The sequence below is a fragment of the Streptomyces sp. NPDC111507 genome, assembly GCF_055638955.1.
Genome location: NZ_JBVKBU010000017.1, coordinates 53,515 through 66,729, shown reverse-complemented (window position 1 = coordinate 66,729; position 13,215 = coordinate 53,515). Strand labels below are relative to the sequence as shown.

The 13,215-nt window shown below is 69.3% G+C and carries 14 protein-coding genes; 5 read left to right on the top strand and 9 right to left on the bottom strand.

Translation table 11 applies throughout. From position 1 onward, the window contains the following. Positions 1 to 76: 76 nt before the first annotated feature. The gene (locus ACZ7M2_RS42435; RefSeq protein ID WP_352049340.1) at positions 77 to 1,570 is read left to right on the top strand and encodes a multicopper oxidase family protein; all 1,494 of its coding nucleotides are present in this window, start codon (positions 77 to 79) and stop codon (positions 1,568 to 1,570) included. 49 nt (positions 1,571 to 1,619) lie between these two features. Here the strand turns inward: ACZ7M2_RS42435 and ACZ7M2_RS42430 are convergent, their stop codons facing one another. The 3 genes from ACZ7M2_RS42430 to ACZ7M2_RS42420 form a co-directional block, all read right to left on the bottom strand. Continuing rightward, positions 1,620 to 2,789, bottom strand: a complete 1,170-nt coding sequence (locus tag ACZ7M2_RS42430; RefSeq protein ID WP_471599880.1) for a cysteine desulfurase family protein — start codon at positions 2,787 to 2,789, stop codon at positions 1,620 to 1,622. Positions 2,790 to 2,898: 109 nt separating this feature from the next. Beyond that, complete coding sequence (locus ACZ7M2_RS42425) at positions 2,899 to 3,111, bottom strand: hypothetical protein (protein ID WP_054234680.1); 213 nt, start codon at positions 3,109 to 3,111, stop codon at positions 2,899 to 2,901. Positions 3,112 to 3,286: 175 nt separating this feature from the next. Continuing rightward, complete coding sequence (locus ACZ7M2_RS42420; RefSeq protein ID WP_095852481.1) at positions 3,287 to 3,454, bottom strand: hypothetical protein; 168 nt, start codon at positions 3,452 to 3,454, stop codon at positions 3,287 to 3,289. A gap of 144 nt (positions 3,455 to 3,598) precedes the next feature. Here ACZ7M2_RS42420 and ACZ7M2_RS42415 point away from each other — a divergent pair, with 144 nt between their 5' ends. After that, positions 3,599 to 4,225: a TetR family transcriptional regulator gene (locus ACZ7M2_RS42415; protein WP_352049338.1), complete on the top strand. Its 627-nt coding sequence runs from the start codon at positions 3,599 to 3,601 to the stop codon at positions 4,223 to 4,225. 47 nt (positions 4,226 to 4,272) lie between these two features. Here ACZ7M2_RS42415 and ACZ7M2_RS42410 read toward each other — a convergent pair whose 3' ends face one another. Together ACZ7M2_RS42410 and ACZ7M2_RS42405 are read right to left on the bottom strand one after the other, a co-directional pair. Continuing rightward, complete coding sequence (locus ACZ7M2_RS42410; RefSeq protein WP_471599879.1) at positions 4,273 to 4,683, bottom strand: hypothetical protein; 411 nt, start codon at positions 4,681 to 4,683, stop codon at positions 4,273 to 4,275. A gap of 125 nt (positions 4,684 to 4,808) precedes the next feature. Further along, on the bottom strand, positions 4,809 to 5,792 hold the full coding sequence (locus ACZ7M2_RS42405; protein ID WP_471599878.1) for a helix-turn-helix transcriptional regulator: 984 nt from the start codon (positions 5,790 to 5,792) through the stop codon (positions 4,809 to 4,811). A gap of 208 nt (positions 5,793 to 6,000) precedes the next feature. On the opposite strand from ACZ7M2_RS42405, the gene ACZ7M2_RS42400 reads away from it, so the two are divergent. Next, complete coding sequence (locus tag ACZ7M2_RS42400) at positions 6,001 to 6,582, top strand: TIGR03086 family metal-binding protein (protein WP_471599877.1); 582 nt, start codon at positions 6,001 to 6,003, stop codon at positions 6,580 to 6,582. Here the strand turns inward: ACZ7M2_RS42400 and ACZ7M2_RS42395 are convergent. Then, the gene (locus tag ACZ7M2_RS42395) at positions 6,575 to 7,435 is read right to left on the bottom strand and encodes a thioesterase family protein (protein WP_352049334.1); all 861 of its coding nucleotides are present in this window, start codon (positions 7,433 to 7,435) and stop codon (positions 6,575 to 6,577) included. The genes ACZ7M2_RS42400 and ACZ7M2_RS42395 overlap by 8 nt on opposite strands. Positions 7,436 to 7,649: 214 nt before the next feature. Between ACZ7M2_RS42395 and ACZ7M2_RS42390 the strand changes: the two genes are divergently transcribed. Next, the gene (locus tag ACZ7M2_RS42390) at positions 7,650 to 8,879 is read left to right on the top strand and encodes an alpha/beta hydrolase (RefSeq protein ID WP_352049401.1); all 1,230 of its coding nucleotides are present in this window, start codon (positions 7,650 to 7,652) and stop codon (positions 8,877 to 8,879) included. Here the strand turns inward: ACZ7M2_RS42390 and ACZ7M2_RS42385 are convergent. Both ACZ7M2_RS42385 and ACZ7M2_RS42380 read right to left on the bottom strand, forming a co-directional pair. Continuing rightward, on the bottom strand, positions 8,779 to 9,444 hold the full coding sequence (locus ACZ7M2_RS42385) for a trimeric intracellular cation channel family protein (protein ID WP_352049333.1): 666 nt from the start codon (positions 9,442 to 9,444) through the stop codon (positions 8,779 to 8,781). The two genes, ACZ7M2_RS42390 and ACZ7M2_RS42385, sit on opposite strands and share 101 nt — an antisense overlap. 47 nt (positions 9,445 to 9,491) lie before the next feature. Further along, positions 9,492 to 10,883 (bottom strand): M1 family metallopeptidase, encoded by a 1,392-nt coding sequence (locus ACZ7M2_RS42380; protein WP_471599876.1) that lies wholly within the window; start codon positions 10,881 to 10,883, stop codon positions 9,492 to 9,494. Positions 10,884 to 11,230: 347 nt separating this feature from the next. On the opposite strand from ACZ7M2_RS42380, the gene ACZ7M2_RS42375 reads away from it, so the two are divergent. Next, positions 11,231 to 11,752 (top strand): hypothetical protein, encoded by a 522-nt coding sequence (locus ACZ7M2_RS42375; protein ID WP_471599875.1) that lies wholly within the window; start codon positions 11,231 to 11,233, stop codon positions 11,750 to 11,752. An 80-nt stretch (positions 11,753 to 11,832) separates the two neighbouring features. Here the strand turns inward: ACZ7M2_RS42375 and ACZ7M2_RS42370 are convergent, their stop codons facing one another. Continuing rightward, positions 11,833 to 13,212, bottom strand: coding sequence for an ABC transporter ATP-binding protein (locus ACZ7M2_RS42370; RefSeq protein ID WP_471599874.1), 1,380 nt, complete (start codon positions 13,210 to 13,212; stop codon positions 11,833 to 11,835). Between the last annotated feature and the right edge of the window lie 3 nt (positions 13,213 to 13,215).

Below are 13,215 nucleotides of genomic sequence, written 5' to 3'. Positions count from 1 at the left end.
GATTTCACAGCGACGACGGCGTTCTCCTAACTGCGGCCCAGTCTTTACATAGCCCTTAGGCCGAGAGTCCACCGCTATGACTCACACCACGGGCAACACCCCGCGCAAGACCACGGGCAAGGGCATGCACCGCCGCAAGTTCCTCGGCGGGATGGCCGGAGCGGGCATCGCGGCGGTGACCGCCGGCGGCACGGCCATCGCCTTACTGACGAACGCGACGCAGAACAAGGCGCACGCCGCGGGCACCACGCTGACCATCCCCGACCTGCTGGAGGGGACCACCACGGACGGCACCACGACGTACACCCTGGAGGCGAAGACCGGCACCAGCGAGGTGCTCAGCGGAGTGACCAGCACGACCGCGGGCTACAACCAGTCGTTCCTCGGCCCCACCATGAAGTGGACCTCGGGCGACACCGTCCTGCTGAACATCACCAACAGCCTCACCGAGGACACCACCGTCCACTTCCACGGCGCGCACGTCCCGCCCAGCATGGACGGCGGCCCGCAGAACGCCTTCGCCGCGGGGAAGACCTGGTCGCCCACCTTCACGGTCAAGGACGAGGCGAAGACGCTCTGGTACCACCCGCACGCCCTGGGCACCACGGCGGAGCAGGCCACCCACGGCCTCGCGGGCATGATCATCGTCGAGGACGACTCGGACGCGTCCGCGGCCCTGCCCAGCACCTACGGCACCGACGACATCCCGATCATCCTGCAGTGTCTGGCCACGGACAGCGCGGGAGACATCAAGTACAACCTGAGCGGCTACCTCAGCAACGGTCTCAGCTTCCCGCTGCTGTGCAACGGCACGAACGTCGACGACACCACGCTCTCCTTCACCGCCACCAAGAAGCGCACCCGCTTCCGGCTGCTCAACGCCTCGCCTTCCGACATCCTCACCATCCAGCGCAGCGACGGCGCGACGCTCACCCAGATCGCCACCGACCAGGGCTATCTGACCGAGGCCACCGAGGTGGCGTCGATCCGGCTGGTGGCGGGCGCGCGGGCCGAGTTCGTCATGGAGCTCAGCGACGCGGTGACGTTGGAGGCCGTGGTGACGACGGGCTGGGTGCGCGGCGGCAGCGGGACGTACGAGTTCCTGACCGTCACCCCCGACACCTCGGACACTCCGGAGACCCTGCCGACCCTCAACACCATCACCCGCTACGACACCAGCGACTTCACCGCCCGGACGATCACGCTCGGTCAGAGCGGCACAACGATGACGATCAACGGCTCCGCCGGGACGAGCATGTCCTCGATGGCGATGATCAGCACCACCCTGGGTGCCGAGGAGGTGTGGACGGTCAAGAACAGCACGCAGCTTGAACACTCGTTCCATCTGCATGATGTGCCGTTCCAGCTGATCTCCATCAACGGGGAGGATCCGACGGGCGTCCAGCTGGGCTGGTACGACACGTTCGAAGTGGTGGGCGGCGGCTCCATCGAGATCGCGATGAAGTTCACCGACTTCTCGGACGACACCTATATGTACATGCTCCACTGCCATCTGCTGCAACACGAGGACGAGGGCATGATGGCCTCCCTCATGGTGACGGACAGCTAGGACGACAGCCGGTGCGAGGACCTGTCCGGGGTGAGCGAGCGCGGTGGTGTCAGGTCAGGCCTGCCGTCCGTGCCCGCTCCACCGCCGGGCCGATCGCCTTGGCCACCGCCTCGACGTCCGCCTCCGTGGAGGTGTGGCCGAGGGAGAAGCGCAGGGTGCCGCGGGCCAGGTCGGGGTCGGCGCCGGTGGCCAGCAGGACATGGCTGGGCTGGGCGACGCCCGCCGTGCACGCGGAGCCCGTGGAGCACTCGATGCCCTGGGCGTCCAGCAGAAGCAGCAGGGAGTCGCCCTCACAGCCCGGGAACGTGAAGTGCGCGTTGGCGGGCAGCCGGCCCCCGGTCGCGGGGTCACCGCCGAGGATCGCGTCGGGCACGGCAGCGCGTACGGCGTCGACCAGGTCGTCGCGCAGGGCGCCGATCTCGCGGGCGAACCACTCGCGCTGCTCGGCGGCGAGCCGCCCGGCGACCGCGAACGAGGCGATGGCGGGTACGTCGAGGGTGCCGGAGCGCACATGCCGCTCCTGGCCACCGCCGTGCAGCACGGGTACGGGCGTGTACTCGCGGCCCAGCAACAGGGCGCCGATGCCGTACGGGCCGCCGATCTTGTGGCCGGAGACGGTCATCGCGGCGAGGCCGGAGGCGGTGAAGTCGACGGGCACCTGGCCGAAGGCCTGGACCGCGTCGGCGTGCAGCGGGATCCCGAACTCGGCCGTGACGTCGGCCAGTTCGCGCACCGCCATCACGGTGCCGATCTCGTTGTTGGCCCACATGACGGTGACGAGGGCGACATCGTCGGGGTTTCGGGCGATGGCCTCGCGCAGGACGTCCGGGTGGACGCGGCCGTAGGAGTCGACGGGCAGGTACTCGACCGTGGCGCCCTCGTGTTCGCCGAGCCAGTGGACGGCGTCGAGGACGGCGTGGTGTTCGACCGGGCTCGCGAGGACCCGGGTGCGGGCCCGGTCGGCGTCGCGGCGGGCCCAGTACAGGCCCTTCACGGCGAGGTTGTCGGCCTCGGTGCCGCCGGAGGTGAAGACGACCTCGCTGGGGCGGGCGCCGAGGGCCTCCGCCAGGGTCTCCCGGGCTTCCTCGACCGTCCGCCGGGCGCGGCGGCCGGCGGCGTGGAGGGAGGAGGCGTTGCCCGTGACGCTCAGCTGGGCGGTCAGCGCCTCTACCGCCTCGGGAAGCATCGGTGTGGTCGCGGCGTGGTCGAGGTAAGCCATGATGGGCCCGATTCTACGGGCCGTCCGTCCGCGTCCTCGGCCCCCGTCCGGGTAGCCGCCCGTCCGCTCCTCGTTCCGCCATGGAGCGAACGCCTCGTTCGGCGGCGGCTCAGAAGTTCCAGGACACCGTGCTGTCGAACTGCATGAACGCCACCAGCACCAGCAGATCGGCGATGCCGAGGCCCAGGCCGAGGAAGGCGCGGCCACGGCGGGCGGTGCCCCGCCAGAGGGCGACAGAGGCCAGGGCGATGGCGATCGGGCCCAGGAAGACGTTCAGGACCAGCAGGCCGAGGAGGCCGAGGATGAAGGAGGCGACGGCCATGCCGTCGGCGTCCTTGGCGCCGGTCGCGCGGAGGGGCGCGGCCGCGGCGGGCTTGGCCGCGGCGGGCTTGGCCGCGGCGGGCTTGGCCGCGGCGGGCTTGGCCGCGCTCGGCTTCGTCGCGGTGGTGAGGTGGGTTCGCTCGGTGAGTTCCATGACGTGAATCAGCTCCCAACGATCAGTTGGTGGAGGTGTGGCGCCGACGGGCGTTGCGCTCGCGGACCGCGAAGACGGCCAGCCAGACGCCGATGACGACCGCGGCGACGAGGGTGACGGGCAGCGGGGCGTGGGCTACGGAGCCCATCACGACACCCAGCAGCAGGAGGGCGGCGACGAGGAACAGCATGAGGTGCCTCTCGACAGTGAACCCCGATTGTTTCGGGGACTTGACGACTCAGTGAACGGTTGTAGTAACAGTTGTTCACTGACTCCAGAGTCTAGCGCGTCGCCCGGCTTTTCAATTACAGAGAACAGTTGTTAACTGCATGGTATGAGTCACACTCTCGGCATCCGGCAGGCCCAGAAGCAGAAGACCCGTCAGGCGCTCCTGGACGCGGCGTTGGAACTGCTGGAGGAGCAGAGCCTGAGCAGCCTGGGTCTGCGCGAGGTCACCCGCGCCGTCGGAGTCGCGCCGACCGCCTTCTACCGGCACTTCCGCTCGACGGAGGACCTCGGCGTGGCGCTGGTCGAGGAGGCGCTCGGCAGTCTGCACCCGATGATCGGGGACACGGTCTCCGCGGCCGGCGACAGCGCCGGACGCATCGAGCGCGCGGTCGACCTGATCGCCCACCATGTCGAATCCCATCCCGCGCACGTCCGTTTCATCGCGCGCGAGCGGCACGGCGGCGTCCAGCGGGTGCGACGGGCGATCAGGGAGCAACTCGAGCGGTTCGCCGAGGAGGTGAAGGTCGAGCTGGCCAAACACCCCGAGTCGGAGGGGTGGAGCGACGACGACCTGCTGATGCTCGCGGGGCTGTACGTCGACCAGATGCTCATGACGGCCTCGCTCTATCTGGAGGCGCTGGAGGCGTCCGAGACGGAGCGGGAGCGGGTGACCCGTGTCGCGACCTGCCAGATGCGGCTGATCGCCATCGGCCGCCGCAACTGGCTGGGGTGACGCACCCGAGTATCGAGTACGTCACCCCTGAGACAACCGGGACGGGCTCAGCCCTGTGCCGCCTGCCCGCTGGGCTGCCCGCTCGGCTGCCCCCCGCCGCCCGGGCCGCCGCCGCAGCCGCCCTGACCGTTGCCCTGACCGCCGCCCTGGCCACCACCCGGACCGCCGGACGGCATGCCCGAGGGACCGCCGGAGGGCATCTTGCCGGTGGGCATGTTCGACGGTGTCCCGGAGGGCGAGCCCGTGGGCATCCCGGAGCGCCCGCCGCTCGGCATGCCCGACGGGCCTCCGCTCGGCATGCCCGACGGGCCTCCGCTCGGCATCCCTGAGGGCCGCTGACAGTTCTGGCTCGAGTTGCCGCTGTTCGAGGACGACGAGTCACCCGAGCCGCAGGCCGCCAGCAACGGCGAGAGCGCCAGCAGGGCCACGGCGGGGACGAGTCGGGCACGACGGTTCATGAGGTAACTCCCAGTCAAGTCACGTGGACCGGTTGATGAAGGCCGGATGAGTGCGGGATGAGCGGTGGACAGAGGACCAGATCCACGTAGGGCCGCGCTGTGCCGAACCTGTGGTTACCTGTGGGTCAACTTCCCTCGCGCGGGGCGCGATCCCCGCCGTACACCGCACGGATCGCGGCCGCCGCCCCGGCCAGTTCCGCCCGCGCCTCCGGCGGCGACAGCACCTCCACCGTGTCCACGAAGGCCAGCAGCGTGCGTGCCTCGCGGACGACGCCGTACGACAGGTGCGCGAGGACCCACTCGCTCTCGCCGTCGTCCTCCGGAAGCGCCGTGAGGGAGGCCGCGTTGAGCCTGAGGAACATGTCGAGGCGGGAACGCCGTACCCGAACTGTGACATCGAGACCGCCCGGCCGCTCCTCGACCTGGCGCCGCAACACCTCCCAGACGTCACCGAGTTCGACGCCCGGGCGCCGCTGCACGGGATCGCCCAGGAGTGTCGCCGCGCGCACCCGGTCGGCCCGGAACAGCCGTGGCCGAGCGCGCCGGTCGGCCACGAGGTACCAGACGCCCGCCTTGGACACGAGCCCGTACGGGTCGACGGTGTAGGTGCTGGGCTCGGTGTGCCCGCCGTGCCGGTAGCTGAGCCGCAGCCTGCGGTCGGCGAAGACCGCGTCCTGGAGCACCTCCAGGTCCACGGCCCGCTGGGGGCCGCCCTTCCAGCGCGTCGCGTCGACGAGGATCCGGCGGCTGGTCACCTCGGCGGCCGGACGGTGCGGCGCCGGCAGCGCCGCCATCACCTTGCGCAGCGCGGAGCCGAGCGCCGCGTCCAGGCCGAGCGCGGCGTGCGCGCCCTGCGAGGCCAGGATGAACAGCGCGCGGGACTCGTCGGCGGTCAGCCCCGTGACGTCCGTACGGAATCCGGCGAGCAGTTCGATGCCGCCGTGCCGCCCGCGCTCGGCGTACACCGGGACGCCGGAGGCCGAGAGTGCCTCGATGTCGCGGTAGATGGTGCGCACCGACACCTCGAGCCGGTCGGCGAGTTCGTGTGCGGGGACGCGGCCGCGGGTCTGCAGCAGCAGAAGGATCGAGAGCAGGCGGTCGGACTTCACGCGCACCAGGATCGCGCACCGCGGATCACGTCCGCCGATGCCGGCCGACGCTCGTCCGAAGCCCGTCGCAAATGCTGACGGAAACTGTCAGGTTATCCGGCGAACCTGAGGCGCAACGGCACGACAACGCAACGCCAATACCCGACCCGCGCCGCCGACACCGACACCGACACCGACACCGACACACCTACGCCGACAGAGGTCCGCCATGAACATCGACCCCCGCCCCCTCCACACCCGCGCCACGGAGCAGATCGCCGCTCTGGTCGAGACGGTTCGCCCGGAGCGGCTCGCCGGTCCCACCCCGTGCGCCGAGTTCGACGTACGGACCCTGCTGTCGCACATCGCGGGCGGTACCCGCCGGATCGCCGTGGTCGGCGCGGGCGGTGACGGAATGGCCGTACGACCGTTCCTCGACGGCGTCGAGGACGACCGCTGGAGCGCGGCGTACGACGAGGTCAGGACGGAGGCCCAGAAGTCCTGGGCGGACGACGCGCGCCTGGACGCCCTCGTCACCGTGCCGTGGGGCGAGGCCCCCGGCCGTATCGCCCTGGCCGGCTATGTGATGGAGACCGTCACCCACACGTGGGATCTCTCCGAGTCTCTGGGCCGACCGCTCGCACTCGATCCGGAGCTGGCCGAGTTCGCGCTCGGGATCGCCCGGCGCGTGCTGCCGGACGAGCGGCGCGACGACGAGGAACTGCCGTTCGACTCGGCGGTGCCGGCCCCCGAAGGGGCCGACGCGTACGGACGGCTCGCGGCCTACCTGGGCCGGCGACCGCTCAGCTGAGCCGGACCCGGGCGAGCTGTCGGGACTGCGCGACCAGTCGGTCCGCGCTGTCCCACACCTCGGCGTCCTCCTCCAGGAAGCCGCCGGCGAGGTTGCGGGTGGTGATCGACACCCGCAGCGGGCCCGGCGCCGGACGGCAGCGCACATGGACCGTCAGTTCGACCGTCGGCACCCAGCCGGAGATGCCGAGTTCGAAGGCGGTGGGCGGCAGCGCGTCCACCGCGAGGAGCAGCGAGAGGGGGTCGGGGTCGCGGCCGTCGGCGAGCCCGAACCAGGAGCGCATCTCGCCCTTCCCGGAAGGCGCCCCCAGGGCCCAGCCGAGGGTCGCGGGGTCGAGCTTGAGCATCAGCCGCTCGGTGATGGCGGAGCTGCCGTCGACGGGCGCCGGGCCGTCCTCCGGCCCGAAGCAGTGCTCCATGGGCGGGATCGCGGGCGGTGTCGCCGTGGTACGGACATCGTCGGGCAGGGCGTCGAGATCGCCGTACGAGGCGAGTACGCGGATCCGTTCGACCTCGCGGCCCTCGTCGTCGTACTGGAAGAGCGAGGCCTGACCGGTCGACAGGGTCCGCCCCGTCCGGACGACGTCCGTTCGGACCACGGCCGGGCCGGGCTGCGACGCGGTCAGATAGTGGGCGGAGACGGTGAACGGGTCGCTGTGCGGCAGGGCCTCGGAGAGGGCGCGGCCCAGGACGGCGAGCAGATAACCGCCGTTGACAGCGCTGATGATGGTCCATCCGGCGGACAGGTCGATGTCGTAGACGCCGGGTTCGCGCAGGGTGACCGCGGTGTCGCGGTCGAACTCGCTGTCACCGATCGTGGCGCGCGCGGCCTGTGCGGTAGCTGCTTCTGACATGCCTGAACGGTACAACAGGTAATTACTAAGCGGTAGCTTTTACTGTTTCGGGCATGTGAACCCCGTCACCCGGGAGTGAGGTTTCGGCAATTTCTTAGTAAGTGTCCGAACTCTTCCGTGAACCAACGGCATCGGATCCCCCTCTCCAAGGACATAGAACCCGATGCAGCTGCAGACCGTTGATCCGGCCCGTCACAGGAAGACCGCACCCATCGTGAGCCTCACCGGAACCTCGTTCCTCCTCACCACGATCATCCTGGTCGCGGTCGCCCTGATCCTGCCCCTCGTACTGTGGTCACGCATTCCCGGCCCCGCGTTGGTACGCAGCGCGGCCCGGATGGTGATGCTGCTGTTCGCCCAGGGCACCGCGATCACCCTCGTCTTCGTGCTCGTGAACAACGCCAACAGCCTGTACGACAATTGGGCCGACCTGCTCGGCACGGGCAACCACGTGCGGGCGGCCGCCAACCTCGGCCGTGACGGCACCGGCGGTATCTCGCTGCGCAAGCTCCCCAAGGTCCGCCAGACGTTCTCGGCGGCCGACGGCCCCGGCATGTCCCAGGCGGGCGGCGTGCAGGTCACCCAGCTGCACGGCCAGGTGTCGGGGGTGGACGCGGAGGTCTACGTCTGGCTGCCGCCGCAGTACAACGAGCCCGCCTACCGCAACCGGAAGTTCCCCGTCGTGGAGCTGCTGCCCGGCTACCCGGGCTCGGCGAAGGCGTGGTTCGGTTCGCTGAAGGTGCATGAGCAGTTGCTGCCGCTGATGCGTGACGGGCAGGTCGCGCCGTTCATCCTGGTGGCGCCGCGCACGAATCTGCTGGCCAAGACCGACACCGGTTGCGCGAACGTGCCCGGCAAGGTGAACGCCGACACCTGGCTCAGCATCGACGTGCCGAAGATGGTGATGGACAACTTCCGGGCGAAGTCCGGGCCGGACGGCTGGGGCGTGGCCGGCTACTCGGCCGGGGCGCACTGCGCGGCCAAGCTCGCCGTCGCTCACCCCGACCGCTACCGGGCCGCGGTGAGCATGTCCGGGTACAACGACCCGATCGGGGAACGCAACTCGCTCGCGGCGCGGAGCCTGACGCTGCGCCGGGAGAACAATCCCTACCTGCTGCTCAAGTCCTACCGCACGCCGCCCCGCATCTCCCTCTACGTCTCCGGCGAGGCGCACGACGGCTACGAGGCCGGCGCGGCGCTCCAGTCGATCGCGAAGGCACCGACGAGCGTGCAGGTGGTGCTGCTGCCGCGGAGCGCGGGCGGCCACAACATGGCCCTGTGGCGGCCGCAGATCCCGGAGACCTTCCGTTGGCTGACCCTGCAGATCGGGCCGGGGGCGCACGCTAAGGAGTCTCCGACTCCGTCGCCGTCGACCGGCGGTGCCAAGCACGAGGCGCTCGCCAGTGGTAGCGCATCGCAAGCAGCCGCAGGACGAAAGCGGTGACGGCCGCGACTCCGCTGGTGAACGGGGACAGCGCGTCGTAGCGGATGCACAGGACCACCATCGTGGCGCCGACGATCGCCGGGACCGCGTACAGATCGCGGTCCCAGCGCAGCAGTGAGGGCACCTCGTTGGCGAGGACGTCGCGCAGCACACCGCCGCCGACCGCGGTGGCCAGGCCCAGGGCGGCGGACGGGGTCAGGCCGAGGCCGTACTCGTACGCCTTCGTGGTGCCCGCGACGCAGAACAGGCCGAGTCCGGCCGCGTCGAAGACGTTGACCGCGACCTGGATGCGCTCCACCTCCGGGTGAAGGAAGAACACCAGCAGGGCGGCGAGCAGCGGGGTGCTGAAGTAGCCGAGGTCGGTGAACGCGGCCGGGGGTACGGCCCCGATGACCATGTCGCGGAACAGCCCTCCGCCCAGTGCGGTGACCTCGGCGAGGACGGCGATGCCGAAGACGTCGAAGTTCTTGCGGACGGCCAGCAGGGCGCCGGAGATCGCGAAGACGAAGATCCCCACGAGGTCGAGCACATGCTGGACGGAGGGGGTGAACAGTTCCTGAAGCACCCGGACATTCTCACCCGTCACGGGGCTCGCACCTTACAAAGGAAGGCCTACAGGGTTGGTTTCCCTGTGGTGAACAGCCAGGTCTGGAAGAGGTCGTCGAGCTGTCGTCCCGAGATCCTCTCGGCGAGGTGGATGAAGTCGGCGGTGTCGGCGTTGCCGTACTTGTGGAGCTTCGTCCAGGCGGGCAGCAGTTCGAAGAACGCGGTGTCGCCGATGCGCTCGCGCAGCATCTGGAGGGTCATCGCGCCGCGCTGGTAGACCGCCGAGGCGAACATGGTGTCGCGCTGCGGGTCGGCGACGACGGTCCCCCAGAAGGCGGAGTCCGCGGGCCGCGCGTTGTACCCGGCGAGGAAGGAGTCGTGCGCCGAGCGGATCCCCTTGTGCTCGGACCACAGCCACTGGGCGTAGGTCGCGAACCCCTCGTTCAGCCAGATGTCCTTCCAGCGTTCCACCGACACGGAGTCGCCGAACCACTGGTGGGCCAGCTCGTGCACGATGGTCGACTCCGAGCGCACGGCGGAGTACGCGGGCTTCGACTGCACCTCCAGCGAGAACCCCGCCTGCGGCATGTCGTCGACGATGGCGCCGGTCTCCTCGAAGGGGTAGGGGCCGAAGACCTGCGACCAGTAGTCGGTGGCCTCGGCCGTCACCGCGTACACGTCGACGCTGTTGCTGCCCGCGAGCACCGGGTCGATGGCCACGTAGATCGGCGTCCCGGCCGGGGTCGTCCCCGTCTTCACGTCGAACTTCCCGATGGTCGCGGTCGCGAGGTAGGTCGCCATCGGCCTGCTCTCGCGCCAGTGCGCGACCGTGCTGTCGCCCTTGTCGTACGTCGATATCAGCCGCCCGTTGGAGACGCCCGTCAGGCCCTTGGGTGCCTTGATCCGGATGTCGTAGGTGGCCTTGTCGGAGGGGTGGTCGCTGGAAGGGAACCAGGTGGAGGCGGCGTTGGGCTCACAGGCGACGAAGACTCCGTCGGCGGTCTTCATCCACCCGTAGTCGGAGCCGAAGACGATGGGACCGTTGAGGGCCTCGGGGACGCCGCCGTAGGTGACGGTGACGGTGAAGGTCCTGCCCTTGCGGATCGCCCCGTGCGGGGTGATGTGGATCTCGTCGCCGTCGCGGGTGAAGTCGGCGCGTCTGCCGTTCACTTCGACGCGCGTGACCTCCAGTCTCTGGAGGTCGAGGTCGAAGGAGGAGTGGGACTGGGTGGCGCGGGCCGTGAGCGTCGTACGGCCGTCCAGGCGGTCGGTGTCCGGGTTGTACGCCACGTTCAGGTCGTAGTGGCGGGCGTCGAAGCCGCCGTTGCCGAGCTGGGGGAAGTAGGAGTCGCCGATGCCGTCGGCGCCCGGGGTCGGGGCGGAGGAGGCGGCGATGACGAGGAAGGAGGCCGCCGCGGTCGCGAGGGCTCCTAAACGTGCCGAACGGGAGAGTGCCATGAGCGTCCCTTTCGTACGTGTTCCGATCGTTCCCGATCAGTTGGACACGCGAGACTCTGCACTCTTCCCTTCGGGCATGCTCATGACTTTGCCCAATCGTCATGGCCTACCCGTCAGTTGACTCCTGACGATCGACTTCCGGTCTCTCCGAGCGGACGGAAACGGTCCGCCATTTGACCGTACGAAGACCCTGGCATTTCCGAGTCTTTACCGCCCGGAGCGACAGGCTCAATTGTTGCTCAACTCCACAGAATGTGATTGACCGGTCTCGGTCAACTTCATAGGCTCATTCCAGCTTGACGGGCTCCGCCGAAACGGAGGCCGGACCACTTGCATGGGGGAAATTCATGCGTACGAGAACCAAGCTGGCCACACTCGTCGTCGCCGGAGTAATGCCGCTCGTCGCGGGTGCGGCGCCGGCCTCGGCGGTCGTGACTCCGAAAAGGTCGTGCCCGGTCGATTACGGGGTCCTGATCACCTCGCACTCGGCCTACCGGATTCCCGCCTCGGGGGCCTACTTCAAGGACGGTCCGGGCGGCACCATCACCGCCTCCGTCACCAGGGCGTCCACCATCACGTACAGCGTCTCCGCCTCCCTGGAGGTGAGCGCGAGCTACCTCTTCGCCTCGGCCAAGGCGTCGGTGAGCGGCAGCATCACGAAGTCCGTGGCGATCACGACCGGCCACACGTACTCGCACAACATCCACTCCAACAAGTACGGGAACCTGCAGTACGGCTCCAACGGCTTCAAGGTCGGATGGGAGTCGAACCGCACGAACCCGAACTGTTCGGTGACGACGCTCGCGAGGGGCACGGCCAAGCTTCCGGCAACTTCGGTCGGCTGGCACTACTGGGAAACCAGTTCCTGATAATTCTTCAAAACAAATGCCCCGGTAACCATTCCTCTGGTTACCGGGGCATTTGTTTCGGTGAATTCACACCGCCCTGTTCACTTCTGGCTTTCGGTTCCCGACTCCTCCGACGAGTCCGACTCGTCGACGGCGACCGTTTCGGAAGCCTCCTCAGCGGCGACCTCCGCGGGGGCGGCCTCCTCAGCCGCGGCCTCCTCAGTGACGGCCTCCTCAGGTGCGGCCTCCTTCGGGGCGGCCTCCTCGGCAGGCTCGGTGGTCGTCTCCGCGGCGGGCTCCGGAGTCTCCTCCGAGGTTTCCAGTTCCGCGGCCACCGCCGCCGACGTCTCCGCCGACTCCGCCAGCACCTCGTCGGCCACGAGCGCCGCGGCCTCCTTCGCCGCGGACAGCAGCACCGTGTCCTGCGGCGCCTGGTCCTCGAAGTTCTCCGGGTGGTGGCAGGCGACCTGCTGGCCGGGCTTCAGCTCCAGGAGCGGCGGCTCGGTCGTCTTGCAGATCTCCGTGGCCTTCCAGCACCGCGTGTGGAAGCGGCAGCCGCTCGGCGGCGCGATCGGCGAGGGCACGTCGCCCTTGAGCAGGATGCGCTCGCTCTTCACGTTCCGGCGCTTGGGGTCCGGGATCGGCACCGCGGACATCAGCGCCTTGGTGTACGGGTGCATCGGCGCCTTGTAGAGCGAGTCGCGGTCGGCGAGCTCCACGATCTTGCCGAGGTACATCACCGCGATCCGGTCCGAGACGTGCCGGACCACCGACAGGTCGTGCGCGATGATCACGTACGTCAGGCCGAGCTCCTGCTGAAGGTCGTCGAGGAGGTTGACGACCTGCGCCTGGATCGACACGTCGAGCGCCGAGACCGGCTCGTCCGCCACGACCAGCTTCGGGTTGAGCGCGAGCGCACGGGCGATGCCGATGCGCTGGCGCTGACCGCCGGAGAACTCGTGCGGATAGCGGTTGTAGTGCTCGGGGTTGAGGCCGACGACCGACAGCAGTCGCTGGACCTCCTTCTTGACGCCGCCCTCGGGAGTGACGCCCTGCAGCTTGAACGGGGCACTGATGATCGTGCCGACCGTGTGGCGGGGGTTGAGTGACGAGTACGGGTCCTGGAAGATCATCTGGACGTCACGGCGCATCGGACGCATACCGTTCACACCGAGGTGCGTGATGTCCTTGCCCTGGAACTCGACCTTGCCCGCGGTCGGTTCGAGCAGCCGCGTGATGAGCCGGCCCATCGTGGACTTGCCGCAGCCGGACTCGCCCACGACGCCCAGGGTCTCCCCGGAGCGCACCTCGAAGTCGAGGCCGTCGACGGCGCGCACGGCACCGACCTGACGCTGCAGCAGGCCCTTGCGGATGGGGAAGTGCTTCTGCAGTCCGGTCACCTTCAGCAGGACGTCACCGGGAGCGGCGTCCTTGGTGAGGGTGGCGCCGCCTTCGTCCTGTGCCTGTGCGGGAATGGTCACTTC